This window comes from Paracoccus acridae, assembly GCF_014642735.1.
GTDB classification, from domain to species: Bacteria; Pseudomonadota; Alphaproteobacteria; order Rhodobacterales; family Rhodobacteraceae; genus Paracoccus; species Paracoccus acridae.
Genome location: NZ_BMIV01000002.1, coordinates 1 through 23,883, shown reverse-complemented (window position 1 = coordinate 23,883; position 23,883 = coordinate 1). Strand labels below are relative to the sequence as shown.

At 65.4% G+C, this 23,883-nt stretch carries 23 protein-coding genes, 2 tRNA genes, 1 pseudogene and 1 other annotated feature; of the genes and pseudogenes, 11 read left to right on the top strand and 15 right to left on the bottom strand.

Going from position 1 to position 23,883, the window contains the following annotated elements:
- Nucleotides 1-99 precede the first annotated feature (99 nt).
- From IEX25_RS03225 to IEX25_RS03200, 6 genes are all read left to right on the top strand, one after another.
- The gene (locus IEX25_RS03225; RefSeq protein WP_188714020.1) at nt 100-315 is read left to right on the top strand and encodes a hypothetical protein; all 216 of its coding nucleotides are present in this window, start codon (nt 100-102) and stop codon (nt 313-315) included.
- A 167-nt stretch (nt 316-482) separates the two neighbouring features.
- Nucleotides 483-2,084: an ABC transporter substrate-binding protein gene (locus IEX25_RS03220; RefSeq protein ID WP_188714019.1), complete on the top strand. Its 1,602-nt coding sequence runs from the start codon at nt 483-485 to the stop codon at nt 2,082-2,084.
- Between the two features lie 71 nt (nt 2,085-2,155).
- Nucleotides 2,156-3,163: an ABC transporter permease subunit gene (locus tag IEX25_RS03215; protein WP_103173285.1), complete on the top strand. Its 1,008-nt coding sequence runs from the start codon at nt 2,156-2,158 to the stop codon at nt 3,161-3,163.
- Entirely contained in the window at nt 3,160-4,059 is a 900-nt protein-coding gene (locus IEX25_RS03210; RefSeq protein WP_103173284.1) for an ABC transporter permease subunit, read from the top strand. Before IEX25_RS03215 ends, IEX25_RS03210 begins: the two co-directional genes overlap by 4 nt.
- A 3-nt stretch (nt 4,060-4,062) precedes the next feature.
- On the top strand, nt 4,063-4,902 hold the full coding sequence (locus IEX25_RS03205; protein WP_188714018.1) for an ABC transporter ATP-binding protein: 840 nt from the start codon (nt 4,063-4,065) through the stop codon (nt 4,900-4,902).
- Nucleotides 4,899-5,744: an ATP-binding cassette domain-containing protein gene (locus IEX25_RS03200; RefSeq protein ID WP_188714017.1), complete on the top strand. Its 846-nt coding sequence runs from the start codon at nt 4,899-4,901 to the stop codon at nt 5,742-5,744. Before IEX25_RS03205 ends, IEX25_RS03200 begins: the two co-directional genes overlap by 4 nt.
- 275 nt (nt 5,745-6,019) lie before the next feature.
- Here IEX25_RS03200 and IEX25_RS03195 read toward each other — a convergent pair.
- The 7 genes from IEX25_RS03195 to hppD all read right to left on the bottom strand — a co-directional run bounded on the left by IEX25_RS03195 (nt 6,020) and on the right by hppD (nt 10,614).
- Nucleotides 6,020-6,094 (bottom strand) — tRNA-Glu (locus IEX25_RS03195).
- Between the two features lie 135 nt (nt 6,095-6,229).
- Nucleotides 6,230-6,895 carry an N-acetylmuramoyl-L-alanine amidase gene (locus tag IEX25_RS03190; RefSeq protein ID WP_268236121.1) on the bottom strand — a complete coding sequence of 222 codons (666 nt, stop codon included), beginning with the start codon at nt 6,893-6,895 and terminating at the stop codon, nt 6,230-6,232.
- A complete protein-coding gene (locus IEX25_RS03185; RefSeq protein ID WP_188714016.1) occupies nt 6,892-7,242 on the bottom strand; it encodes a hypothetical protein in 351 nt (116 codons plus the stop codon). Before IEX25_RS03185 ends, IEX25_RS03190 begins: the two co-directional genes overlap by 4 nt.
- A 31-nt stretch (nt 7,243-7,273) precedes the next feature.
- A complete protein-coding gene (gene gatA / locus IEX25_RS03180) occupies nt 7,274-8,755 on the bottom strand; it encodes an Asp-tRNA(Asn)/Glu-tRNA(Gln) amidotransferase subunit GatA (protein WP_188714015.1) in 1,482 nt (493 codons plus the stop codon).
- Nucleotides 8,752-9,039, bottom strand: a complete 288-nt coding sequence (gene gatC, locus IEX25_RS03175) for an Asp-tRNA(Asn)/Glu-tRNA(Gln) amidotransferase subunit GatC (RefSeq protein ID WP_103173279.1) — start codon at nt 9,037-9,039, stop codon at nt 8,752-8,754. The genes gatA and gatC overlap by 4 nt, the downstream gene beginning before the upstream one ends.
- 60 nt (nt 9,040-9,099) lie before the next feature.
- On the bottom strand, nt 9,100-9,453 hold the full coding sequence (locus IEX25_RS03170; protein ID WP_188714014.1) for a Rieske (2Fe-2S) protein: 354 nt from the start codon (nt 9,451-9,453) through the stop codon (nt 9,100-9,102).
- Nucleotides 9,454-9,501: 48 nt separating this feature from the next.
- Nucleotides 9,502-10,614, bottom strand: a complete 1,113-nt coding sequence (gene hppD, locus IEX25_RS03165) for a 4-hydroxyphenylpyruvate dioxygenase (protein WP_188714013.1) — start codon at nt 10,612-10,614, stop codon at nt 9,502-9,504.
- A 115-nt stretch (nt 10,615-10,729) separates the two neighbouring features.
- On the opposite strand from hppD, the gene IEX25_RS03160 reads away from it, so the two are divergent.
- A complete protein-coding gene (locus IEX25_RS03160; RefSeq protein WP_188714012.1) occupies nt 10,730-11,212 on the top strand; it encodes an Lrp/AsnC family transcriptional regulator in 483 nt (160 codons plus the stop codon).
- A gap of 7 nt (nt 11,213-11,219) precedes the next feature.
- Here IEX25_RS03160 and IEX25_RS03155 read toward each other — a convergent pair whose 3' ends face one another.
- The 3 genes from IEX25_RS03155 to IEX25_RS03145 are packed head-to-tail and all read right to left on the bottom strand — an operon-like array spanning nt 11,220 to nt 14,733.
- On the bottom strand, nt 11,220-11,531 hold the full coding sequence (locus IEX25_RS03155) for a hypothetical protein (protein WP_188714011.1): 312 nt from the start codon (nt 11,529-11,531) through the stop codon (nt 11,220-11,222).
- Complete coding sequence (gene ctaD, locus IEX25_RS03150; protein WP_229665012.1) at nt 11,531-14,038, bottom strand: cytochrome c oxidase subunit I; 2,508 nt, start codon at nt 14,036-14,038, stop codon at nt 11,531-11,533. Before ctaD ends, IEX25_RS03155 begins: the two co-directional genes overlap by 1 nt.
- Nucleotides 14,035-14,733: a cytochrome c oxidase subunit II gene (locus IEX25_RS03145; RefSeq protein WP_229665011.1), complete on the bottom strand. Its 699-nt coding sequence runs from the start codon at nt 14,731-14,733 to the stop codon at nt 14,035-14,037. The genes ctaD and IEX25_RS03145 overlap by 4 nt, the downstream gene beginning before the upstream one ends.
- Between IEX25_RS03145 and IEX25_RS03140 the strand changes: the two genes are divergently transcribed.
- Nucleotides 14,725-15,246, top strand: a complete 522-nt coding sequence (locus IEX25_RS03140) for a DUF2231 domain-containing protein (protein ID WP_103173274.1) — start codon at nt 14,725-14,727, stop codon at nt 15,244-15,246. The two genes, IEX25_RS03145 and IEX25_RS03140, sit on opposite strands and share 9 nt — an antisense overlap.
- Here IEX25_RS03140 and IEX25_RS03135 read toward each other — a convergent pair.
- The 5 genes from IEX25_RS03135 to IEX25_RS03115 all read right to left on the bottom strand — a co-directional run bounded on the left by IEX25_RS03135 (nt 15,234) and on the right by IEX25_RS03115 (nt 21,035).
- A complete protein-coding gene (locus tag IEX25_RS03135; RefSeq protein WP_103173273.1) occupies nt 15,234-15,731 on the bottom strand; it encodes a CopD family protein in 498 nt (165 codons plus the stop codon). The genes IEX25_RS03140 and IEX25_RS03135 overlap by 13 nt on opposite strands.
- Complete coding sequence (locus IEX25_RS03130) at nt 15,728-16,447, bottom strand: cytochrome c oxidase assembly protein (protein ID WP_188714010.1); 720 nt, start codon at nt 16,445-16,447, stop codon at nt 15,728-15,730. Before IEX25_RS03130 ends, IEX25_RS03135 begins: the two co-directional genes overlap by 4 nt.
- A 186-nt stretch (nt 16,448-16,633) precedes the next feature.
- Nucleotides 16,634-17,026 (bottom strand): DUF2147 domain-containing protein, encoded by a 393-nt coding sequence (locus tag IEX25_RS03125; protein WP_188714009.1) that lies wholly within the window; start codon nt 17,024-17,026, stop codon nt 16,634-16,636.
- A 102-nt stretch (nt 17,027-17,128) separates the two neighbouring features.
- Nucleotides 17,129-19,543 (bottom strand): endopeptidase La, encoded by a 2,415-nt coding sequence (lon, locus tag IEX25_RS03120; protein WP_103173270.1) that lies wholly within the window; start codon nt 19,541-19,543, stop codon nt 17,129-17,131.
- 145 nt (nt 19,544-19,688) lie between these two features.
- Nucleotides 19,689-21,035: an ATP-binding protein gene (locus tag IEX25_RS03115; protein ID WP_188714008.1), complete on the bottom strand. Its 1,347-nt coding sequence runs from the start codon at nt 21,033-21,035 to the stop codon at nt 19,689-19,691.
- Between the two features lie 34 nt (nt 21,036-21,069).
- Between IEX25_RS03115 and IEX25_RS03110 the strand changes: the two genes are divergently transcribed.
- The 3 genes and pseudogenes from IEX25_RS03110 to IEX25_RS03100 form a co-directional block, all read left to right on the top strand.
- On the top strand, nt 21,070-21,930 hold the full coding sequence (locus IEX25_RS03110) for an MBL fold metallo-hydrolase (protein ID WP_188714007.1): 861 nt from the start codon (nt 21,070-21,072) through the stop codon (nt 21,928-21,930).
- A gap of 59 nt (nt 21,931-21,989) precedes the next feature.
- Nucleotides 21,990-22,064 (top strand) — tRNA-Asn (locus IEX25_RS03105).
- A gap of 333 nt (nt 22,065-22,397) precedes the next feature.
- Nucleotides 22,398-23,703, top strand: a pseudogene (locus IEX25_RS03100) (IS3 family transposase); the annotation flags it as partial.
- Nucleotides 22,685-22,801: a sequence feature (AL1L pseudoknot), on the top strand. (Overlaps the previous pseudogene by 117 nt.)
- Nucleotides 23,704-23,883: the final 180 nt, after the last annotated feature.

Sequence of the window (23,883 nt, the reverse complement as noted above, 5' to 3'; positions counted from 1 at the left end):
ACTGAAGTTGATCATGATGCTGGCACTAAAACCTGTCCACGATTCAAAAGATCAACCCAGGCTTGGGGAAAACATGGGATAACATCGGCTTGCGAGATCATGGAAAATCCATCGGCGAAAGGGCGCCTTCGGGAACTGCACGATGCGCAGATCCTCGCCTTTGCGGAAAATCAAGGGAACCTTGATGGGGCGGCGCTCGCGCGGCCACCAATTCCGTTCAACCAAAAGGTGCAGGATCGCGCGCTGGAAACCAAGTGGGTGCTTCTGGCAACCGGTTCGATCTGCGGTGGAAGAGGAAGACTGCTGTTTGGGTAAGGACGATTGACCTTACGTCCGGCTTGCAGCATGTGAAGGGAACCGGCTTTACAGGCTGTTGCTGGTGGCGCAACTTGCCTCATCGGAAACATGCCCAAGAAATACGCACCGCGAAGCCCGGCGACAACGCGGTCGCAAGATCAACAGAGAGCGAAAGGATCATTCGCATGAAATATCTGTCCCATGGCCTTCTGGCCGTATCGGCGCTGGCTCTGACGACCGCCTTTGCCGAAGCAAAGACCTTCGTCTATTGCTCGGAAGCCTCGCCCGAAGGCTTCGATCCCTCGCCCTATACGTCGGGCACCACCTTCGACGCGTCGGGCCACCCGATCTACAACCGCCTGACCGAGTTCAAGAAGGGCACGACCGAGGTCGAGCCGGGCTTGGCCGAAAGCTGGGAAGTGTCCGAGGACGGCACCGAATACACCTTCAAGCTGCGCCAGGGCGTCAAGTTCCATTCGAACGACCGCTTTACGCCCACGCGCGACTTCAACGCCGATGACGTGGTCTTCTCGTTCCAGCGGCAGGGTGATCCCAACCACCCCTGGCACCAGTACATTCCCGGCATCACCTATGAATACTACACCTCGATGGACATGCCGAACCTGGTGAAGTCGGTCGAGAAGGTTGACGACTATACCGTCAAGTTCACGCTGAACCAGCCCGAGGCGCCGTTCCTGGCCAATATCGCGATGCCCTTCGCGTCCATCGTGTCCAAGGAATACGCCGACGCCCTGGAAGCCGCCGGAACCAAGGAAGACCTGAACAACACGCCGATCGGCACGGGTCCATTCCGCTTCGTGGCCTATCAGAAGGACGCGGTGATCCGGTACCAGAAGAACGCCGATTACTGGGGCGAGGCGCCCAAGATCGACGACCTGATCTTCGCCATCACGCCTGATTCCTCGGTCCGGCTGCAAAAGCTGAAGGCCGGCGAATGCCACCTGATGCCCTATCCCTCGCCGGCGGATCTGGAATCCATCAAGGCCGATGACAGCCTGAAGCTGGACGAACAGCCGGGCCTGAACGTGGGCTATCTGGCCTATAACACCACGGTCGCGCCCTTCGACAATCCGAAGGTCCGCAAGGCGCTGAACATGGCCATCAACAAGGAAGCGATCATCCAGGGCGTCTTCCAGGGCGCGGCGGAACCGGCCAAGAACCCGATCCCGCCCACCATGTGGTCCTATAACGACGCGGTCCAGGACGACCCCTATGATCCCGAGGCCGCCAAGGCCATGCTGGAGGCCGAAGGCGTCACGAACCTGTCGATGAACATCTGGGCGATGCCCGTGCAGCGGCCCTATATGCCCAATGCCCGCCGCACGGCCGAACTGATGCAGGAAGACCTGTCCAAGGTCGGCGTCAACGCGCAGATCGTGTCCTATGAATGGGGCGAATACCTGTCCAAGTCGATGGAACCCGGCCGTGACGGCGCGGTGATCCTGGGCTGGACCGGCGACAACGGCGATCCCGACAACTTCCTGTCGGTGCTGCTATCCTGCGATTCCGCCAAGGAAGGCGGCGCGAACCGCGCCTTCTGGTGCAACGAGGAATTCTCGGACCTGCTGCAGCAGGCCAAGGTGACCTCGGACCAGGCAGAGCGCACGAAGCTCTATGAACAGGCCCAGGTGATCTTCAAGGACCAGGCCCCCTGGCTGACCATCGCCCATTCGACGCAATATGTGCCGATGCGGTCCGAGGTGTCGGGCTTCGTCATGAGCCCCTTGGGCGACTTTACCTTCGAAACCGTGGATCTGGCCGAATAAGCCTGCATCACATTGTCTGACAGACGAACGCGCGGGCCGAAAACCCGCGCGTTCCCAAAGGAACAAGGCATATGGTCCGTTTCCTGCTTTCAAAGCTGTTGTATCTGATCCCGACCTTCCTGGGGATCACCATCGTGGCCTTCGGCTTCGTCCGCATCCTGCCGGGCGACCCGGTGCTGCTGATGGCGGGCGAACGCGGCGTCTCGCCCGAACGCCACGCCGAACTCAGCGCGCAACTGGGTTTCGACAAGCCGGTCGTGATGCAGTATTTCGACTTCCTGGGGCGCCTGCTGCAGGGCGACCTGGGCAATTCGCTTGTCACGAAGAAGCCCGTCCTGACGGAATTCCTGGCCCTGTTCCCGGCGACGGTCGAGCTGGGCCTTTGCGCGATCCTGATCGCCACGCTGATCGGCGTGCCGGTGGGCGTGCTGGCCGCGATCAAGCGCGGAAGCTGGTTCGACCAGATCTCGATGACCTCGGCCCTTGTCGGCTTCTCGATGCCGATCTTCTGGTGGGGCCTTCTGCTGATCATCTTCTTTTCCGGCTTCCTGGGCTGGACGCCCGTGTCGGGGCGGATCAGCCTGATGTATTACTTCCCGCAGGTGACGGGCTTCATGCTGATCGACAGCCTGATCTCGGGGCAAGAGGGCGCGTTCACATCGGCCGTCAGCCACCTGATCCTGCCATCGGTCGTGCTGGCCACGATCCCGCTGGCGGTGATCGCGCGGCAGACCCGGTCCGCCATGCTTGAGGTGATGGGCGAGGATTACGTCCGCACCGCCCGCGCCAAGGGAATGCCGCGCCGCCGGGTGATCGGCGTCCATGCGCTGCGCAACGCGATGATCCCGGTCGTGACCACCATCGGCCTGCAGATCGGCGTGCTGATCGCGGGCGCCATCCTGACCGAGACGATCTTTTCCTGGCCGGGCATCGGCAAGTGGATGATCGATTCCATCTCCCGGCGCGACTATCCGGTCGTGCAGTCGGGCCTGCTGCTGATCGCCGGGATGGTGATGGTGGTGAACCTGCTGGTCGATCTGACCTATGGCCTTATCAACCCGAGGATCCGCGCGTCATGAGCGATACCGTCCAACTGTCCAGCAGCGCGATCCGCCGCCAGATGCTGGCCGAGTTCTGGTTCTATTTCCGCCAGAACCGGGGCGCCGTGGCCGGGCTGTTCGTCTTTGTCCTGCTGGTGCTGACCGCGATCTTTGCGCCCGTGCTGGCGCCGCACAATCCGACCATGCAATATCGCGACGCCTTCCTCTTGCCGCCCGTCTGGCAGGAAGGGGGCCGAGCCGAGTTCCTGCTGGGCACCGATGCCGTGGGCCGGGACATGCTGTCGCGGCTGATCTTCGGCGCGCAGTATTCGCTGTTCATTGGCATCGTGGTGGTGGCGATCGCCCTGGTGGGCGGCGTCATCATCGGGCTGATCGCCGGCTTCTTCCGGGGCTGGGTCGATGCGGTCATCATGCGGGTGATGGACGTGATCCTGGCCTTTCCGTCGCTGCTGCTGGCGCTTGTGCTGGTCGCCATCCTGGGACCGGGACTGACCAATGCGATGATCGCCATCGCCATCGTCTATCAGCCGCATTTCGCACGCCTGACCCGCGCCGCCGTGATGGGGGAAATGCAGCGCGAATACGTCACCGCCGCGCGTGTGGCAGGCGCGGGCAACTTGCGCCTGATGTTCAAGACCATCCTGCCCAACTGCCTGGGGCCGCTGATCGTGCAGGCCACGCTGTCCTTCTCCTCGGCCGTGCTGGATTCGGCCGCGCTTGGCTTCCTGGGCATGGGCGCGCAGCCGCCCGCGCCTGAATGGGGCACCATGCTGGCCGAGGCGCGCGAATTCATCCTGCGCGCCTGGTGGGTCGTCACCCTGCCGGGGCTGGCCATCCTGGTGTCGGTGCTCGCGATCAACATGATGGGCGACGGGCTTCGCGACGCGCTCGACCCCAAACTGAAGCGGAGCTGACCGATGTCCCTGCTGACCATCCGCAACCTGACCGTCCGCTTCGCCACCGCGACCGGCAGCTTCACCGCCGTGGATGGGGTGGACCTGTCCGTGAACCGGGGCGAGGTCCTGGCCATCGTCGGCGAATCCGGGTCGGGCAAGTCGGTGTCGATGCTGGCGGTGATGGGGCTTCTGCCTGACACCGCCACCGTCACCGCCGACCAGATGACCTATGACGGCCAGGACATCCTGGCCATGACCCCGGCCCAGCGGCGCAAGTTGATCGGGCGCGAGATCACGATGATCTTCCAGGAACCCGTGGCGTCCCTCAACCCGTCCTTCACCGTGGGCTTCCAGATCGAGGAGGTCCTGCGCCTCAACCTGGGCCTGTCGGGCAAGGCCGCGCGGAACCGCGCGCTGGAACTGTTCCGCGCCGTGGGCATCCCGGAGCCCGAGGAGAAGCTGAAGGCCTATCCCCACCAGATGTCGGGCGGGCAGTGCCAGCGGGTGATGATCGCCATCGCCATCGCATCGAACCCGCGCCTGCTGATCGCGGACGAACCCACGACCGCCCTGGACGTGACCATCCAGAAGCAGATCCTGGACCTGCTGATGTCCTTGCAGGAGGATTACGGCATGGGCCTGATCCTCATCACCCATGACATGGGCGTGGTGGCCGAGACCGCCGACCGCGTGGTGGTCCAGTACAAGGGCCGCAAGATGGAAGAGGCCGAGGTGCTTGACCTGTTCGAGAACCCGCAAAGCCCCTATACCCGCGCGCTGCTGGCGGCCCTGCCGGAACACGCGACCGGCGACCGCCTGCCCACCGTGTCCGACTTTTTCGATAAGGAGGCCGTGCGATGACCCCCGTCGTCGAGGGACGCGCCATCGTCCGCGATTACCACGTTCCGGGCAACATGCTGCGCCGCGCCAGGAATGTCCGCGCGGTCAAGGGCATCGACTTCAGCGTGCAGAAGGGCAAGACGCTGGCCATCGTCGGCGAATCCGGGTCCGGCAAGTCCACGCTGGCGCGCATCATCGCGCTGATCGACCCGGCCTCGGGTGGCGAGTTGCTGATCGAAGGGCAGCGCGTGGACATTTCCGCCCGCCGCCCCGGCCCCGAGTTGCGGTCCAAGGTGCAGATGGTGTTCCAGAACCCCTATGGCAGCCTGAACCCCCGCCAGAAGATCGGCGACGTGCTGACCGAGCCCCTGATCATCAACACCGACGTGCCCGCCGCCGAACGCCGCGACCGGGCGCGGGCGATGCTGCAGAAGGTCGGGCTGATGCCCGAGCATTACAACCGCTATCCGCACATGTTCTCGGGCGGGCAGCGGCAGCGGATCGCCATTGCGCGGGCCTTGATGCTGAACCCGTCGCTGCTGGTGCTGGACGAACCCGTCTCGGCGCTGGACCTGTCGGTGCAGGCGCAGGTGCTGAACCTGCTGGCCGACCTGCAGGACGAGATGGGCCTGACCTATGTCTTCGTCAGCCACGACCTGTCGGTGGTGCGCTATATCGCGGACGATGTGATGGTGATCTCGAAGGGCGAGGCGGTCGAACAGGGCACGCGCGAGGCGATCTTTGCCAACCCGACCCATCCCTATACGCGGCAATTGTTCGCGGCGACCCCCGTCACCGATGTCGAGGCGATCCGGGCACGGGTCGCCCGCCGCAAGGCCGCGCGGCAGGGCACAGTCGCTTAGGCTGCCAGTCGGAAGATGTACGGTGATCCGGCCCCTCTGTCGAAAGGCAGGGGGGCCGCATCTGTCTCGGGGGTAGAGACGCAGTCACGCTTGTGTCCGCCTTTGGTGATCGCGCTGCGCATCCATACGACCAGCCGCCATTCCCATCGAGGCTGGAGCGCAATCAAGCCGCAGCAAGCAGCTTCGGATGTGTTAACCGGCCGGACCAAGGCTTTGATAAGCCGATCCTCTGTCCCAAGGGACAGGGCACGACGTCGCGAATTTAAAAGAAGAAGTGGCAGCCCGTAGGGGAGTCGAACCCCTCTTTTCAGGTTGAAAACCTGACGTCCTAACCGATAGACGAACGGGCCACTGTGTTTCGCTTCCCGTCTGTCCGGGTGGCGTGGAGCGGTGTTTAGGCAATGCCGCAGGGGGGTGCAAGCGGAAATTTTGGCGGATCTGCAAAAATCTTTGGGCCGCCGATCAAGGCTTGCGGAACGCGGATGTCAGACTCCGGCGCCATCCTCTGATGCGGTCAGGAAGGCGGCCACGAAGGCCGCACAGCGGCGGTCGGCAGCGCATTCGGCCCCCTTCCCCCATGGGCGGAACCGCAGGCGGAACGCGGCCAGGCGCAGGCCGGGATCGACCGGCGGATAGCCGATACGGGTCAGGCTGTCGGCCAACGGCAGGTCCGGTCCCTGCCCCCCTGGCACCGCCATGCCTTCCCGCGCCAGGCGCTGCCAGTCGAAGCGGGGGCCGGGGTCGATCTTGCGGCCGGGGGCCATGTCGGAATGGGCGATCACGGCCCCGGGGCCGATGGACCAACGGGCCATGATGTCGCGCAGCAGGGCAACGACAGCATCCATCTGGGCCAGGGGAAAGGGACGGTCGCCCGGATTGGCGATCTCGATCCCGATGCTGCGCGAGTTCACGTCGTCCCGGCCCCGCCAGGACCCGGCACCCGCGTGCCAGGCGCGGCGATCCTCGGGGACAAGGGCTTCTGTGCGACCGTCCTCGTGGACCAGCCAATGCGCGCTGACCTCGGCCCTGGGGTCGCAAAGGCGCGCGCGGGCCTCGGCCGTGTCCGCCATGCCGGTATAGTGCAGGACGATCAGCTCGGGACGCTGACCGCGCCTGTCGCCGTGGTTGGGGCTGGGGAAGCCCTCGCTCACAGCGGGGGCTGGTCGCCCGTGCGCATGGATGGGGGCACGATCACGACAGGTTCGCCGGAACGGGGCGCGGGAACGGCCGCGGGCCTGACCACGCGGACCTTGTCCACGCCCATGGTCGGCGGGATCGGCACGGGGCTTTGGCCGGCGATGTCCGCGCCGGTGGGGGCATAGAAGGGCCGCGCGACCGGGATGGTCCTGGGCGATTCCGTGGCCGTCACCAGGGCAGCCTCTCGCGTGGCGCGGTATTCGCCATAGCGGGTCGGGCCGAAGTTGTAGTTCGGGTTCCAGCCCAGGTGTTCGCCACAGCCGGCAAGCGCCAGCACCGAAAGGATCAGACAGCCGCGCATCATGCCTCCTGGATATGCCACTGGGGCGACCCTACCACCAGCGTTCGGGCTTTGCCACAAATCCGGCAGCGCGTTCCAGAACAAGCGCGTGGTTCAGAAGTTCGTCTTCCTGGAAAGGCTTGCCGAACATCTGCAGGCCCAGCGGCAGGCCCTTCTTGTCCAGGCCCACGGGCACCGCGATGCCGGGCAGGCCGACCAGGTTCAGCGTCACCGTGAAGACATCGTTCAGATACATCTGCACCGGGTCGCTGCTGTCCATCGCGCCGATCCCGAAGGCGGCCGTCGGCGTCGTCGGCGCCAGGATCGCGTCGATCCCTTCGGCGAAGACATTGTCGAAGTCGCGCTTGATCAGCGCGCGGACCTTGCGGGCGCGGTTGTAATAGGCGTCATAGAAGCCCGCCGACAGCACATAGGTGCCGATCATCACGCGGCGCTGCACCTCGGGGCCGAAGCCCTCGGCGCGGGTCTTTTCATACATCTCGGTAATGCCGTCGCCCTGGCCCAGCTTGGCGCGGTGGCCATAGCGCACCCCGTCGTAACGGGCGAGGTTCGAGGACGCCTCGGCCGGGGCGATGACGTAATAGGCGGGCAGCGCGTATTTCGTATGCGGCAGGCTGATATCGACGATCTCGGCACCCGCGTCGCGCAGCATTTCCGCGCCCTTGTGCCACAGGGCGTCGATTTCGGCGGGCATCCCGTCCAAGCGGTATTCGCGCGGGATACCGATGCGCTTGCCCCGGATGTCGCCGGTCAGCAGGGATTCGTAATCGGGAACGGGATGGTCGGCACTGGTCGAATCCTGCGGATCGACGGACGCCATCGCGCCCAGCATGATCGCCGCGTCGCGCACCGTCTTGGTCATCGGCCCGGCCTGGTCCAAGGACGACGCATAGGCGATCACGCCCCAGCGGCTGACCCGGCCATAGGTGGGCTTCAGCCCCACGATGCCGGTGAAGGCCGCAGGCTGGCGGATCGAGCCGCCGGTATCGGTTCCGGTCGCCGCAAGGCACAGATCAGCCGCCACCGCCGCCGCCGAGCCGCCGGACGATCCGCCCGGCGTCAACTGCCGGTCATCGACCTTCCAAGGGTTCACGGCGGGGCCGTAGCAGCTGGATTCGTTAGCCGAACCCATCGCGAATTCGTCCTGGTTCAGCTTGCCCAGCATCACCGCGCCAGCATTCCACAGGTTCTGGGTGACGGTGGATTCGTATTCCGGGCGAAATCCCTCCAGGATGCGGCTGGCGGCCTGGCTGGGCACGCCCTTCACGCAGAAGACATCCTTGATGCCCAGGGGGATGCCGGTCAGCGCGGCGGCATTGCCCGCCTTGATCCGGGCATCCGCCGCCTGGGCCATGTCGCGGGCCATGTCGGGCGTGTGGTGGACAAAGGCGTTCAGCGCGCCTGCGGCGTCGATGGCCGAAAGGCAGGCCTCGGTCAGTTCGACGGCGGTGGTGTCGCCCTTGCGCAGGGCGTCGCGGGCGGCGGCGATGGTCAGCGTGTTCAGATCGGTCATTCCACCACCTTCGGGACGGCAAAGAACCCCTCGCGCGCGTCGGGGGCATTGGACAGGATGCGGTCGGCCATGTCGCCGGTGGTCACGACATCCTCGCGCCGCTTGAGGCGCATGGGGGTGACGCCGGTCATCGGCTCGACGCCGGTGACATCCACTTCGTTCAACTGTTCCATGAAATGCAGGATGCCGTTCAGTTCGCGCGCCAACGCGGGCAAGGCGGCGTCATCGACGGCGATGCGTGCCAGATGGGCGACCTTTCGGGCCTGATCCTCGGTGATCGACATGACGTTTCCTTTCGTTGGGCGCGGGTTTACAGCCCCCGACACGCCCCCGCAAGAAGCGCCTCAGCCCCCGATCACCACCGTCCCGTCCACGATCCTGACGGGCACCGCGTCCAGGCCGCAATCGGCGCCCGCCACGGCCGCGCCCGTCAGGATGTCGAAGCGCGCGCCATGGGCGGAACACATCAGCATCGTGCCGTCAGCCGAGACAAGCCGGTCGCTGCGGTAATCCAGCGGCAGATACTGGTGCGGGCAGGCATTGACATAGGCGCGCAGACCGCCGCCCGCGCGCAGGATCAGCATAGGAAAGGCGCCCCGGTCCGTCGTCACGGACAGGGACAGCACGTCGCCCACCTGCGCCGCCTCGCAGACGGGGGTGCCCGGCGCGGGGGCGGAGGAATAATCGGTCCAGGCCATCGGGCATCCACCAGAAACCCGCCCGCGCGATGCGGACGGGCCATGACGCTATTCCGCAGGGGCGGCGTTCAGGACGCCACGGCGGATCTGGTCTTCCTCGATCGACTCGAACAGGGCGCGGAAATTGCCTTCGCCGAAGCCGTCGTCGCCCTTGCGCTGGATGAATTCGAAGAAGATCGGCCCGATCACGGTTTTCGAGAAGATCTGCAGCAGGATCCGCGTCTCGCCGCCGCCGACCACGCCTTCGCCGTCGATCAGGATGCCGTGCTTCTTCATTCGCTCGATGGGTTCCTGATGGCCCTTCACCCGCTTGTGCGACATCTCGTAATAGGTGTCGGGCGGTCCGGGCATGAACTCCATTCCCGCGTCCCGGATCCGGTCGGTGCCGGCATAGATGTCCTCGGACGCGATGGCGATGTGCTGGATCCCCTCGCCCTTGTATTCGCGCAGGTATTCCTCGATCTGGCTGTGATCGTCGGTGGATTCGTTGATGGGGATGCGGATCTTGCCGTCGGGGCTGGTCAGCGCCCGGCTGACAAGGCCGGTCTGCTTGCCCTTGATGTCGAAATACTTGATCTCGCGGAAATTGAACGTGTCGTGGTAGAACTTGTACCAGGTGTCCATGTTGCCCCGGATCACGTTATGGGTCAGGTGATCGAGGTAGTAGAAGCCGAAACCTTCGGGACGGGGATCGGGTTCGCCCAGCCAGTTGTAGTCGGCCCCATAGGCGCTGCCACCATCGCCATAGGTGTCGATGAAATACAGAAGCGATCCGCCGATGCCGTAAACGGCAGGGGCCGAGATCGACTTGCCCGGTCCGGTATATTCGGTTGCGCCCAGATCCAGCGCGCGCTTCAACGCCACCTGGGCATCGACCACGCGCCAGGCCATCGCCGGGGCGCAGGGGCCGTGTTCCCCGACGAAGCTCGCCGCATGGCTGTGGGGATCGGCATTCAGCAGATAGTTGATGTCGCCCTGGCGATACAGCGTGATGTCGCGGGCCTTGTGCCTTGCGACCGGGACGAAGCCCATCTGGCGGAAGATTCGGTCCAGCACCTGCGGGTCGGGATGGGCGAATTCGACGAATTCGAAGCCATCGGTCCCGGCGGGATTGATGTCGCTGATCGTGGCCTTGGGGGCGTTATGCGGGAACGGTCCCATGGCATCCTCCTGTTCGTTGCGCGTGCAACAAGAATGTCACAAGGGACTTGCACGATGCTTGCGAAACACCCCAACTTCGGCAAAGATTTGCACAGATCGTGCAGGAAATCGGCAAATGACGCAGGCTGCAAGCCTGGACAGCTTCGACATTGCAATCCTTGCCGCCTTGCAGCGGGACGGGTCCATGACCAATGCCGCCCTGGCCGAGGTGGTGAACCTGTCCCCGTCGCAATGTTCGCGCAGGCGGGCGGCGCTGGAACAGACCGGCGTGATCGAAGGATATGCGGCGCGGCTCAGCGCGGCCCGGCTGGGCTATGGGCTGCGCGCCATCATCCGCGTGAACCTGGCCAGCCACGGACAGGGCAAGGATGACGACTTCGCCCGCTTCGTGGAAAGCCACCCCCAGATCCGGTCGGCCTTTTCGGTATCGGGGGATGCGGATTATGTGCTGGACGTGCGGGTGCGCGACCTGGACGCCTTTGCGGACTTCGTCCACCGTCACCTGCTGCCCCATCCCCAAGTGTCCCAGGTGCGGTCGGAAATCGTGCTGAAGACGTTGAAGGACGACCGTGCGCTGCCGCCGGTCGCCGTTCCCTGAAACCGCCTCAGCCGCAGCTTGAGGTGACGATCACGGGAAGCAGCGTCACGGCACTGGCGACGGCGCCGATCCAGTTGCCCGACCGGACCAGCAGGTTTTGCCTGTCGCTGCCTCCTGCCCGGTTCAGCGCGATCAGCAGTCCGTGCAGGCCAAGCCCGACCAGCCACAGCAGGATCATCCCGCCCGGATGCAGCGGGCCAAAGGGCGTCGCACGGTCGGGCCAGTCCAGCGCGCAACCCAGGCCATGCAGACCATAGACGGCGGAAAACAGCGCTCCCCACAGCATCGGGCCTGCCAGCATCCGTGCGACCCAGAGCATCAGCCGATCTCCTGCAGGGCGACGACGCCCAGGGACAGGGCGGATGTCGCCAGCCAGAAGGCCTGGAACAACTGCCAGACGGGTGCGGCGCCCCGACGCTGGTGGCTGGTCCGTCCCTGACGGGCGTCGCACAGGCTGCGCAGCCCCAGCATCAGCGCCACGACCGCGTGGAAGACGGCATAGCCCAGCAACACCGCGCGCAGGGCATCGCGGGCATGGCGGCGGGGATCGTCCAGCAGCATCGCCAGCCCCCCCAGCAGCACAAGCGCCAGCCCGGCGGCCAGAACGCCCGCCAAAGCCGCGCCCATGCCCGAAGGGGTGGCCCGCCACGTTTCGGCCAGACGGGCGGCAAGGGTGGCCAGGGCCATGGCCAGCAACGCGGCCCCCGCGGTCAGCAGCGCGCCCAGGCCCAGGCCGCTGTCGGGGGCGGGCCAGTTCGGGGCGATGACCGTCAGGAACGCCACCCCGAACAACAGGGACGCATAAAGCGTGCCGTCCGCGACCAGCAGCGTGACCGTCCCGCTGTAGGCAAGGGTCTGGCGGACCTGCCAGTGTTCCGGCAGCGACAGCCCCGGCGCAACGGGGATGTCAGGCGCATCGGCCCTGCTGCCCATGAAGCCGCCCCATCGCCAGCCCGCCCACAGGATCGCGGCGATGGCCAGGGGCGTCACGACATAAAGCCCCGCCAGCATCAGCAGGAAGAAGCTGCCAAGCGCGGCGGCAGTCCAGATCGGCAGGGCGGTATTGCCCGGCACCACCGCCACATGGTCGGGTCGGCCGGTGCCGGCATCCGTCACCAGAACCTCGCGCCGGGGGCGCGGGGCGCCGGGCAGCAGCCCCTCGCCCCGCGCCAAGGGCAGGATCGCGGTGGCATCGTCGCGCCCCGGACTGGGCAGCGAGGAAAAGTTGTAGGGCGGCGCGGGCAGCGCCATCGCCCAGTCCAGCGTGTTCGCCTTCCAGGGGTTGCGGTGGCTGCGCCGCCCGAACAGCCACTGCATCGCGATGTCCAGCACGAACAGCGCAAATCCCACCGACATGACCATCCCCCCGATCGAGGAAACCAGGTTCAGCCATTCCCATTCGGGATTGTCGGGATAGCGGTCGATCCGGCGCGGCATCCCAAGAAGCCCGGTCAGGTGCATCACGAAGAAGGTGCCGTGAAAGCCCAGGAAGATCAGCCAGAAGGCGGCCTCGCCCAGGGCGCGGACGCGGAAACGGCCGCTGATCATCGGCATCCAATAGGTGATCCCGGCCATCATCGGGAAGACGAAGCCGCCCACCAGGACATAGTGCAGATGCGCGACCACGAAATGCGTGTCATGGGCCTGCCAGTTGAAGGGCACCATGGCGACCATCACGCCGGTCAGCCCGCCCATCACGAAGGTCACGAAGAAGCCGATGACATGCAGCATCGGCAGGCGCAGTTCCACCCGGCCCGCCCACATGGTCCCGATCCAGGCGAAGATCTGGACCGAGGTCGGCACCGCCACCAGGGCCGACGCGGCGGAAAAGAAGGCCAGCGCCATATGCGGGATGCCCACCGTGAACATGTGATGCACCCACAGCCCGAAGGACAGGAAGACCAGCCCCACGATCGCCGCGACGATCGCGCCATAGCCCATGATCCGCGTGCGCGCGAAGACGGGGATGATCGTGGACAGAACGCCCGCGGCGGGCAGGAAGATGATATAGACCTCGGGGTGGCCGAACAGCCAGAACAGGTGCTGCCACAGCAGCGGGTCGCCCCCGCGCAGGATGTCGAAGAAGGGCCAGTCGAAGGCCCGTTCCAGTTCCAGCAGGATGGATCCCAGGATCAGCGGCGGAAAGCCCACCAGCATCATCGCGGCGGTGCCCAGCATGTACCAGCCCATCAGCGGCATCCGTGTCAGCGCCATGCCCGCCGCGCGCAGGCGCAGGATGGTCACGATGATCTCGACCGCCGCAGCCACTGCCGAAATCTCGACGAAGGTCACGCCCAGCAGCCAGACATCGGCGTTGATGCCGGGGGTATAGGTCTTGCCCGACAGGGGCACATACATGAACCAGCCGCCGTCCGGGGCCACGCCGAACAGCAGCGAGGACAGGATGATCAGCCCCCCGAACAGATAGCACCAATAGCCAAGCGCCCCCAGCCGCGGAAACGCCATGTCGCGCGAGCCCAGAATCTTGGGCAGAAGCCACATGGACAGCCCTTCCAGCATGGGAATGGCGAACAGGAACATCATGATGCTGCCGTGCATCGTGAAGATCTGGTTATACAGCTGCGTATCCAGGAAGGCCCCGTCGCGCGTCGCAAGCTGCGCCCGGATCAGCATCGCCAGGACGCCGCCGATGGCGAAGAACAAAAAGGACGTCGCCATGAACCGCAGCCCGATGGTGCTGTGGTTGACCGAACAGACAGCCCCCCGCCAGCCCGGCAGGTCGGACCAGACCCGCTGCATCTGCCGGTGCAGCAGCAGGGCCTTCCGAGGCGGGTTCGGCGCGATGGGGTGCATCTTCTCGGTCATGGAAGGCTTTCGGCGGAAACGAAGGGCGGCGGGTCGGCGGGGTCATAGACCACCACCTCGAAACGCATGGCGGCATGGCCGATGCCGCAGAACTCGGCGCACAGGCCCTCGTGCGTGCCGGGCGCGTCGGCCATCAGGCGGTGGACGTTGCGATGGCCGGGGATGGCGTCCATCTTGCCGCCAAGCTGGGGCACCCAGAAGGAATGGATCACGTCGCGGCTGGTCAGCACGATGTCGAAGGGCTGGCCTGCGGGGACATACAGCACGCCCTCGGTCACCACGGGGCCGCCTGGGCCGGGTTGGGTAAAGCGCCAGCCCCATTGCTGCGCCTCGGCCTGGACCTGCAGGGCACCGTCGTCGCGCGCGATCATCCGTTCGCCCGTCCAAAGCGCGAAGGCCAGAAGCACGGCCAGCACCGACATGCTGAAGCCCAACCCCCACCAGATGATCCAGCGCCGTTCGTCCGAAGGCCGCGGGCCGCGCCAGATGGCAAGACCCGCCAGCGTCAGCACCAGGGCCGTGATCAGCCCGGATCCGATCAGCATGGCCCACCACAGGGTGGCGATCTGCGCCGCCGCCGGTCCGGCAGGGGCAAGGGTGCTGACATCGCCCTCGCAGGCGGCCAGAAGGGGAACCGCAAGCGCGGGCCAGGCCTTCCCCTTGCGCGAACCGAAAGGACAGTGCCGATGCGACAAAAGCGAACCTGGCGACAGCGCCGCAGGCTTTCCGACCCGATCGAGGAACACGCCGCCTTCAACGACACCGAATCCAAGTTCGCGATCGCGGGCCATCCGCTGCACGCGATGCTGATCACCTATCCTGTCGCCCTGGCCTTCCTGACCTTCGGGGCCGATGCGATGTTCTGGTGGACGGGCGATGAATTCTGGCCGCGCGCGGCCGTCTGGACCGCGGGCATCGGTTTCATCATGGGCGTCGTGGCGGGCATCAGCGGCACGGTCGAATTGCTGATCGTGCCGGGCATCCGCATTCGCGCGCCAAGCTGGACGCATTTCATCCTGGCCTGCACGCTGCTGTCGGTCCTGGGCGTGAACTGGGGCTATCGCCTGCCCGACCCGCAAGAAGCCGTGCTGCCGGTGGGTATCCTGATCTCGGCCCTGGGGCTGCTGATGACCACGATCACCGGCTGGCACGGCGGCAAGCTGGTCTTCGACTATCAGATCGGGACGCAGCGGGATCATGGCACCTGACCCCGCGGTTCCTGGATGAACGGCAGCATCTCGGCGATCCAGGCAAGGTCCGGCTTGGCCAGCACCAGCCACAGGATCGCGGCAATCGCGGGCAGGATCACGGCAAGCGCGATGCCCGGATAGGGCATCCGGTAACCGCGCGTCGGATCGTCGCCCTGGCCATGGCGCTGAAGGCCCGATTGTTCGATCAGGTGGCCGATCCAGGCATGGGCCATCGCCATCACGCTGACAAAGGCCAGCTTGGCGATCAGCCACAGGTCGAACACTTCGGCCGCGAAGATCAGCGCGGTTCCGGCGACCACCGCGATCACGGCGGCCGGCGTCGCGAAACCGACATAGCCGTAATGGGTCAGCATCCGAAATTCGGTATAGCGGACCTGACGTTGGGCATGGCCATAGGTTATCAGCAGCAGCGGCAGGGCAACCAGCCCCGCGCACCAGCACAGCATCGCCGCGATATGAACCGCTTTCAGCGCCGCGATCATGCGGCAAAGCCCTGCCGCCAGCTTCGCCGCAACATCCAGCCCGCCAGGGCTGCCATCGGCAGGAAGCCCGGCACCCACAGGATCAGGCCGGCCAAGCGCTGATCGTCGATCGCGCTGAACCCCCACAGGGCAGCACCGTCCACATGCTGAAGATACAGCACCCCCGGCGCAAAGGTCAGGATCGCGCCCAGGAAGCCCATGACCCCGGCCAGGCCAAGGGTCAGGAAGCTGTGGCCCAGCACCTGGGTTCCCAAGGATCGTGTTTCCCTATCCGTCAGCACGACGGACCAGAAGGCCCAGGCGGGCAGCAGCAGGGCCGCCTGCATGGCCCAATAGATCGTGTCCGACCGCCAGATCGCATCGTAAACGGACGGCAGGTGCCACGCTGCCATGGCGGCGGCCATTCCCGCCGCACCGACCTGCACCGGAAGACGCCGGGCCACGGGCCAAGCCAATGCCAGCGCAGGGGCAGCCACGCCGGCCAGGATCAGGTGATGCGCCGCGCGGGCCGAAAACAGCGAGACCGTCAACGCGCAAAGCGGCGACACGAAGGCGACCGCAAGCGCGATGATCGCAACGCCCCCTGCCCTGCCGGCACCGCGCCGCCATATCGCCCAAGCCAGGACCGCAAGCCCGATCAGCAACGGCGGGTCGGTGTTCCAGGCGGTCCACAAACCGTCAGGGGCAACACCGGGTCCGCAATAGGGCTGATCCATTGTTCCTCGCTGTCATCGGTGGCGGTGCGATTGGTCGGACCCATGGCGGGTCAGAAGAATAACCCGAACACTCCCCTCGGGTTTCGTGCCGCGTTGCACGCATCGTGGTCGAAAGGGCATTCGGCCAGCCCAGGCGCGGGCACCGGCGGTGACAGTTTCGGCCACGAAGTCAGCGCGGGCTGCCCATCACCTGACCCGCTGCCATGTCCCGGCATTGCGGCAGATCATCATCACGCAACCGCCGATGTCCAGCGCGTCCCCGCGCAGGACCAGCCGGGCGGTATAGCCGCGTCCGGTTTCGGGGTTGATGATGCGGCCCTTGCCATAGCCGCCGCCGCCCGTCGGGGCGACCCCGTCAAGGATCACGGCGCCAAGGTCATTTGCCGCGACGGGCTGGCCGCTGGCATCGAAGGTCTCGATAACGGTGCCGCACAAGGCGCCGCCGCAGGGCACAATCTCGACATGACCGAAGCCGCCGTTCTTGCCGGGCTGGGTGCGCCAGGTTCCGGCCAGCGGGTCAGCGGCCCAGGCAGGCTGGGCGATCAGGGCAAGGGCTACAAGGGCAAGGATGCGTGTCATGGCCCCAGCTTAGCGGGTCGGCAGCCATTGGCAACGTGCAAGACGGTACAGGGACATGCAGCCCAATGAAAAAGGGCCGGTGCGACCCGGCCCTTTTCCTAATCAGTGGGCGACGGTGCCCGTCGACCGATCATCGCGCGTCGCGGCGATGCGTGCCGCTTCCGCTGCCTCTTCGGCCGCCTCGTCCCATTCGACCGGCTCGGGCATCCGCACCAGGGCGTGCTTCAAGACTTCGCGGACGTGGTTGACCGGGATGATGGTCAGGCCTTCCTTGACGTTGGCCGGGATGTCGGCCAGGTCCTTTTCGTTGTCGGCCGGGATCAGCACGGTCTTGATGCCGCCCCGCAGCGCCGCCAGCAATTTTTCCTTCAGCCCGCCAATGGCCATCGCATTGCCGCGCAAGGACACCTCGCCCGTCATGGCGATGTCCTTGCGGACCGGAATCTGCGTCAGGACCGAGACGATGGAGGTCACCATCGCCAGACCGGCCGAAGGACCGTCCTTGGGCGTGGCGCCGTCCGGGACGTGGACGTGGATGTCCAGCGCATCGAATTTCGGCGGCTTGACCCCGATCTGCGGCGCGATCGACCGGACATAGCTGGAGGCCGCGTCGATGGATTCCTTCATCACGTCGCCCAGTTTCCCGGTCGTCTTCATCCGGCCCTTGCCCGGCAGCTTCAGCGCCTCGATCTGCAGCAGGTCACCGCCGACCGAGGTCCAGGCCAGGCCCGTCACCACGCCGACCTGATCCTCTTTCTCGGCCAGGCCGTAACGGTGGCGGCGCACGCCCAGGTATTCCTCGGCCTTGGCGGCATCGACCGTCACGGACTTGACCTGACCCTTGAGGATCTCGGTCACGGCCTTGCGGGCCAGCTTGGCGATCTCGCGTTCCAGCGAACGGACCCCGGCTTCCCGCGTATAGTAGCGGATCACATGGGTCAGCGCCTCGTCTGTCACCTCGAACTCGTTCTTGCGCAACCCGTTCGCCGCGATCTGCTTGGGCAGCAGGTGCTGGCGCGCGATCTCGCGCTTTTCGTCCTCGGTATAGCCGGACAGGCTGATGATCTCCATCCGGTCCAGCAGCGGCCCTGGCATGTTGTAGCTGTTGGCCGTGGTCACGAACATCACGTTCGACAGGTCGTATTCCACCTCGAGGTAGTGGTCCACGAAGGTCGCGTTCTGTTCGGGATCCAGCACCTCCAGCATCGCGCTTGCCGGGTCGCCGCGGAAGTCCTGACCCATCTTGTCGATCTCATCCAGCAGGATAAGCGGGTTGGTCGTCTTGGCCTTTTTCAGGGCCTGGATGATCTTGCCCGGCATCGACCCGATATAGGTCCGGCGGTGGCCGCGGATTTCCGATTCGTCACGCACGCCGCCCAGCGAGATGCGGATGAATTCGCGTCCCGTCGCCTTGGCGACCGAACGGCCCAGTGAGGTCTTGCCGACGCCCGGAGGGCCGACGAGGCACAGGATCGGACCTTTCAGCTTCTGGCTGCGGGTCTGCACGGCCAGGTATTCGACGATCCGTTCCTTGACCTTTTCCAGGCCATAGTGGTCGGCGTCCAGCACCTTTTCGGCCGCAACCAGATCCTTGCGGGTGCGCGACTTCACGCCCCAGGGCAGCGCCAGCAGCCAATCGAGGTAGTTGCGGCTGACCGTCGCCTCGGCCGACATCGGGGACATCGACTTCAGCTTCTTCAGCTCAGCCTCGGCCTTGTCGCGGGCCTCCTTGCTGAACTTGGTCTTCTTGATGCGCTCCTCAAGCTCGGCGATCTCGTTCTGGCCGTCCTCGCCGTCGCCCAGTTCCTTCTGAATGGCCTTCATCTGCTCATTCAGGTAATATTCGCGCTGCGTCTTCTCCATCTGGGTCTTGACGCGCGACTTGATCTTCTTCTCGACCTGCAGGACCGACATCTCGCCCTGCATCAGGGAATAGACCTTCTCAAGCCGCTCGGCCACGTCCAGCGTGTCCAGCAGGTCCTGCTTCTTGTCCAGCGCGATGCCCATATGGCCCGCGACAAGGTCGGCCAGCTTGCCGGGCTCCCGCGCCTCGGCCACGGCGGTCACGACCTCCTCGGGGATGTTCTTGCGGACCTTGACGTAACGCTCGAACTCCTCGGCCACGGTGCGGACAAGGGCGGTCACGGTCGCGGCGTCGCCCGGCGTTTCGGCCAGGATGATGGCGGTGGCTTCGAAATGGTCGTCGTTCGGGACGAAGTCGGTGATCTGCACACGCTCGCGCCCCTCGACCAGCACCTTGACGGTGCCGTCCGGCAGCTTCAGCAGTTGCAGGACATTGGCCAGCACGCCGGCGCGGAAGATCCCGTCTTCCGCCGGTTCATCGACCGAGGCGTCCTTCTGCGCGGCCAGCAGGATGGGGCTGTCCGATTCCATCACGGCTTCCAGGGCGCGGACCGATTTCTCGCGGCCCACGAACAACGGAACGATCATGTGCGGAAAGACCACGATGTCGCGCAGCGGCAGCACCGGATAGGTCGAAGATGCAAATTCGTTCATTAGGCGTTCCTTTCTGCCCGAAGCCGTGGCCCCGTCATGGCGACACACGGCCCCTGCGTGCTGACAATCTAGGGGTGCGTCATGCCACGTTCAATATGATGCAAAGAATACCGCATATTTCCGCTGTCCGCACCTGCACCACCACCTATCGCGGGATCACGATTTCGGCCCGCAATCCCCCCAAACGCTGTCCCCGTCCCAGCCGCAACTGTCCGCCATGCGCGCGCGCCACATCGGCGGCGATGGCAAGGCCCAGGCCCGCGCCACCACCGCTGTTTCGCCCCCGCGCAGGGTCCAGCCGGGTGAAGGGACGCAGCGCCACGTCCAGGCTGTCGTCGGGGATGCCGGGGCCGTCGTCCTCGACCCCGATGCGCAGGCTGCGCGGGCCAAGCGTGGCGTCCAGTTCCGCGCGGGTTCCATAGCGCGCGGCATTGCCGATCAGGTTTTCCAGGGCGCGGCGCAGCATGTCGGGGCGGAAGGTCGCGCGCCCGGCGGCGTCGCCGTCCAGACCGCGCAACGTAACCTTCTGGCCCGCGCGCTGCGCATCGGCAAGCATGGCCTCCAGGAATTCGGCCACAGGGACGGGCTGGGGCGGGCTGTCCTGGGCCTCGTCCCGGGCGTAATCCAGGAAGGCATCGACCATGCGGTTCATCTCGGCGATGTCGGTTTCCATCGCGCGCAGATCCTCGTCGTCGGGCGGCATGTCGGGCGACATCATCGACAGCCCCAGCCGCAGTCGCGTCAATGGTGTGCGCAGGTCGTGGCTGATGCCCGACAGCATCAACTTGCGCTGCTCGTTCTGGCGTTCCAGGCGGTTGCGCATGTCCAGGAAGGCCGTGCCCGCGCTGCGCACCTCGGACGCGCCGGAGGGACGATAGGGCACGATCCGGCCCTTGCCGTAATCCTCGGCCGCTTCGGCCAACCGCCGGATAGGACGCAACTGATTGCGCAGGAAGATCGTCGCAATCCCCGTCATCAGGAAGGATGTGAACACCATCAGCACCAGCAACTGATGGGGATTGGACGCGCTGACCCTGCGGCGGTCGAAGGCCAGGGCATAGGGTCCGGCCTGCCCGTCAAGCGTGACGATCACCCGCTTTTCGTCGCTTGCAAGGTCGATCGCCTGGATCGCGGGCAGGGTCTCGCGCAGCACCTCGATCACGATCCGGCCCGAAAAGTCATAGAACCGGCGGCTGTCGCCTTGTCGGTCGCCCATCGGCTCGCTGATGGTCACGTCAAGCGGCACGGCGATTTCGCGGCCAGCGTCCCGCTGCCCCCCCGCGCGGTCGATGCGCGCCACGACAAAGGCCAGTTCGCGCGCCATGCTGCTGGTCATCTGGCGGGTCACGTCTTCGAAATGACGCTGCAGGAACATGACGCTGACCACCAGCGTGACGACGACAACCGGCAGGAACAGGATCAGCGCCGCGCGCCCGTAAAGCCCGCGCGGCAGAAATCCCTTCAGCCAGCCGCCCTCTGCCTGGTTTGCCATGGAAACCCCTGTCCGTCGTGCTAAGGCTAATGACATGGACCGACGGACGAAAGACCCCCTGCGCATCCTGGCCCCCAACCCCTCGCCGCTGACCGGGCCGGGCACGACGACATTCCTGCTGGGCCAGGCCCAGGTGGCGGTGATCGACCCCGGCCCCGACGATCCCGGCCACCTGGACGCGATCGTGCAGGCCGGTCAGGGCCGGATTAGCCACATCCTTGTCACGCATGCCCATCTGGATCACAGCGGGGGCGCGCGCCGCCTGTCCGACATGACGGGGGCGCCGATCCTGGCCTATGGCGACGCGCTGTCGGGCCGGTCTCCCATGATGCAGCGACTGGCGGACCAGGGTGTCGGCGGGGGCGAGGGGCTGGACCTGTCCTTTGCCCCGGACATCCGCCTGCGCGACGGGGATGTGGTCCAAGGCGACGGCTGGCAACTGCTGGCCTTGCATACCCCGGGCCATGCGGGAGGCCATCTGAGCCTGCTGTGGGACGACCAGATCTTCTGCGGCGATCTGGTAATGGGCTGGTCCTCGACCATCATCTCGCCCCCCGACGGTGATCTGGGCGATTACCTGCGGTCCCTGGACCGGCTGGCGCAATCGCGGCCGCGCCGTCTGCTTCCTGCGCATGGCGATCCCATCGAGGATCCGCTGGCCCGCCTGTCCGACCTCGCCGCCCACCGGCGCCAGCGCAGCGCCCAAATTTTGGCCGCCCTGCGCGACGGCCCTGCCGATGCCGCAACACTGGCAGCCCGCATCTATGAGGTAGCCCCTGCCCTGATGCCCGCCGCCACGCGCAACGTCCTGGCGCATCTTCTGGCCCTGGCCGACTTGGGTGCCGTAACCTCGCTTGATCCGCTGGGTCCGGGCACAAGATTCATGTCTTTGTGAAAAAATCGTCATCCGCCCTCTGGACGGCCCCGAACACCATTGCTATACGGCCCCCGTGTTCCGGCGTAGCTCAGCGGTAGAGCAGTTGACTGTTAATCAATTGGTCGTAGGTTCGATCCCTACCGCCGGAGCCAGTTTTTTTAATAGAAGCTACGATTTCGAGAAGGTGAAAGCCTTGCGGGGTGAGACCGGCGCTTTGATTCTGCGCATGTCACCCAGCTGACACCGGTGGGGCCGTCCGAACGAGGACGCTGCCCATGCCTATTGCAACCCATCTCATCAGACGTGGACGCTACTATAGCTGGAGACGAAAAGCTGGGGGCTAGTCGTCCAGGTCGCGCTGGGAACTTCATGCCCGCGCGCAGCCCGCCGCCGTGCTGTCCTTATGACAATGAACGCTGAGGGATAGCCCCATGTGAACCGGCCTTGGGTTTACCGGAGGGTAAAACACTCGAAGGATGAGCCCTATGTCAAAGCAGAAATACACTCCCGCCTATCCCGCTGAGCTTTGCGATCGCGGTGTTTTGGCTGGTTCAAGAGAACCGCGCGAGCTATGCCAGCGACACGGCGGCTTGCAAGGCGATCGCGCGTGAGGCTTGGCTGTTCGCCGGACAGCCTGCGCGTGGTGCCAGCAGGCCGGACGTGATGCCGGTCAGCGCGGCGGTCTGACGAGCGCAGAGAAGGACCGGATCAGGGAGTTGGAGCGCGAGGTCCGTGAACTGCGCCAGGCCAATGAGATCCTGAAAAAGGCCAGTGCGTATTTCGCAGCGGCGGCGCTCGACCGCCCCTTCCGCAAACGATCGCGTTCATCGACGATCACCGGGGTGTCTTTGGTGTCGGCCCGATCTGCCGGGTTCTGGGGATCGCACCATCGACGTTCCCTTCCCTTAAGGCGATGGAGCGTGATCCGAAACGGCTGTCGGATCGGGCCAAACAGGATCGCCTCGACAGGGCTGCCATCAGGGAGGCCTTCGATGACAGCCGGGGCCGTTATGGCGCGCAAGGTCTGGCACCGTTCGGGCTGCCCTTGAACCGGTGGCGGGCTTGCCCTCACCGCCGCGAAGGACGCGAGATTGCCCGGCTCGCACCGGCGAGCGGCTGACGAAGACGATGGGATTGCAAGGGGTTGTTCGCGGCAAGAAGGTGGTCACGACCAATCCCGATGCGGCCCAGCCATGCCCGGACGACACGGTGAACCGGGCCTTCGTTGCGGACATGCCGAACCAGCTATGGGTCAGCGATGTCACCTATGTCTCAGGCTGGCAAGGGATGGTGTATGTCGCCCCTCGCCATGGTCACTCGGACCAGGGGCGTTTCCAGGGCTCGATCATCGACGTCTTTGCCCGGAAGATCCTTGGCTGGCGCGTCTCAACCTCGATGACGACCGGTTTTGTTCTCGACGCGCTGAACCAGGCCATCTGCCAGAGGGCACCATCCCAGGCTGACAAGCTGATCCATCATAGTGATCGAGGCAGCCAATATCTGTCGATCCGATACACCGGACGGCTGGCTGAGGCAGGCATCGACACCTCGGTCGGCAGCGTCGGGGACTCCTATGACAATGCCCTCGCGGAAAGCATCATCGGTCTGTTCAAGACCGAGGTCATCAGGTTCCTCGGCCCCTGGAGGTCCGTCGCTCAGGTCAAGTGGGAAACGCTGAAGTGGGTCGACTGGTATAATAACACGCGCCTGCACAGCGCCATCGGTTACGTCACCCCGAAGGAAGCAGAGGAGATCGTCTACGCAAGCTTGAACGCAGCCGAAAAAGCAGCCTCATCAATGAAGCAGAAACTCGCCGGTAAACCCGGTGCGTGTGTGGATGCCCCCTGTTTGGCAAGCGATATCTCGGGTCTTTCGGCGGGGTCTTCGATCGGACGTGTGTCAGGCCTCTGAATGTGGCCTTCCATGACGCCACGGGCCGGTATGCTGTTCGGAAGGCTGGGTTCACATCGG

Excerpts from the sequence above, each read along its gene's own strand:
- hppD (WP_188714013.1), bottom strand. The coding sequence starts at position 10,614 with ATGGGACCGTTCCCGCATAACGCCCCCAAGGCCACGATCAGCGACATC.
- IEX25_RS03115 (WP_188714008.1), bottom strand. The coding sequence starts at position 21,035 with ATGGCAAACCAGGCAGAGGGCGGCTGGCTGAAGGGATTTCTGCCGCGC.
- gatC (WP_103173279.1), bottom strand. The coding sequence starts at position 9,039 with ATGTCGATCACCGAGGATCAGGCCCGAAAGGTCGCCCATCTGGCACGC.
- IEX25_RS03155 (WP_188714011.1), bottom strand. The coding sequence starts at position 11,531 with ATGCTCTGGGTCGCACGGATGCTGGCAGGCCCGATGCTGTGGGGAGCG.
- IEX25_RS03225 (WP_188714020.1), top strand. The coding sequence starts at position 100 with ATGGAAAATCCATCGGCGAAAGGGCGCCTTCGGGAACTGCACGATGCG.
- gatA (WP_188714015.1), bottom strand. The coding sequence starts at position 8,755 with ATGACCGATCTGAACACGCTGACCATCGCCGCCGCCCGCGACGCCCTG.
- IEX25_RS03125 (WP_188714009.1), bottom strand. The coding sequence starts at position 17,026 with ATGACACGCATCCTTGCCCTTGTAGCCCTTGCCCTGATCGCCCAGCCT.
- IEX25_RS03110 (WP_188714007.1), top strand. The coding sequence starts at position 21,070 with ATGGACCGACGGACGAAAGACCCCCTGCGCATCCTGGCCCCCAACCCC.
- IEX25_RS03160 (WP_188714012.1), top strand. The coding sequence starts at position 10,730 with ATGACGCAGGCTGCAAGCCTGGACAGCTTCGACATTGCAATCCTTGCC.
- IEX25_RS03135 (WP_103173273.1), bottom strand. The coding sequence starts at position 15,731 with ATGATCGCGGCGCTGAAAGCGGTTCATATCGCGGCGATGCTGTGCTGG.
- IEX25_RS03130 (WP_188714010.1), bottom strand. The coding sequence starts at position 16,447 with ATGGATCAGCCCTATTGCGGACCCGGTGTTGCCCCTGACGGTTTGTGG.
- IEX25_RS03215 (WP_103173285.1), top strand. The coding sequence starts at position 2,156 with ATGGTCCGTTTCCTGCTTTCAAAGCTGTTGTATCTGATCCCGACCTTC.
- IEX25_RS03140 (WP_103173274.1), top strand. The coding sequence starts at position 14,725 with ATGCGACAAAAGCGAACCTGGCGACAGCGCCGCAGGCTTTCCGACCCG.
- IEX25_RS03170 (WP_188714014.1), bottom strand. The coding sequence starts at position 9,453 with ATGGCCTGGACCGATTATTCCTCCGCCCCCGCGCCGGGCACCCCCGTC.
- IEX25_RS03220 (WP_188714019.1), top strand. The coding sequence starts at position 483 with ATGAAATATCTGTCCCATGGCCTTCTGGCCGTATCGGCGCTGGCTCTG.
- ctaD (WP_229665012.1), bottom strand. The coding sequence starts at position 14,038 with ATGACCGAGAAGATGCACCCCATCGCGCCGAACCCGCCTCGGAAGGCC.
- IEX25_RS03205 (WP_188714018.1), top strand. The coding sequence starts at position 4,063 with ATGTCCCTGCTGACCATCCGCAACCTGACCGTCCGCTTCGCCACCGCG.
- IEX25_RS03210 (WP_103173284.1), top strand. The coding sequence starts at position 3,160 with ATGAGCGATACCGTCCAACTGTCCAGCAGCGCGATCCGCCGCCAGATG.
- IEX25_RS03200 (WP_188714017.1), top strand. The coding sequence starts at position 4,899 with ATGACCCCCGTCGTCGAGGGACGCGCCATCGTCCGCGATTACCACGTT.
- lon (WP_103173270.1), bottom strand. The coding sequence starts at position 19,543 with ATGAACGAATTTGCATCTTCGACCTATCCGGTGCTGCCGCTGCGCGAC.
- IEX25_RS03185 (WP_188714016.1), bottom strand. The coding sequence starts at position 7,242 with ATGCGCGGCTGTCTGATCCTTTCGGTGCTGGCGCTTGCCGGCTGTGGC.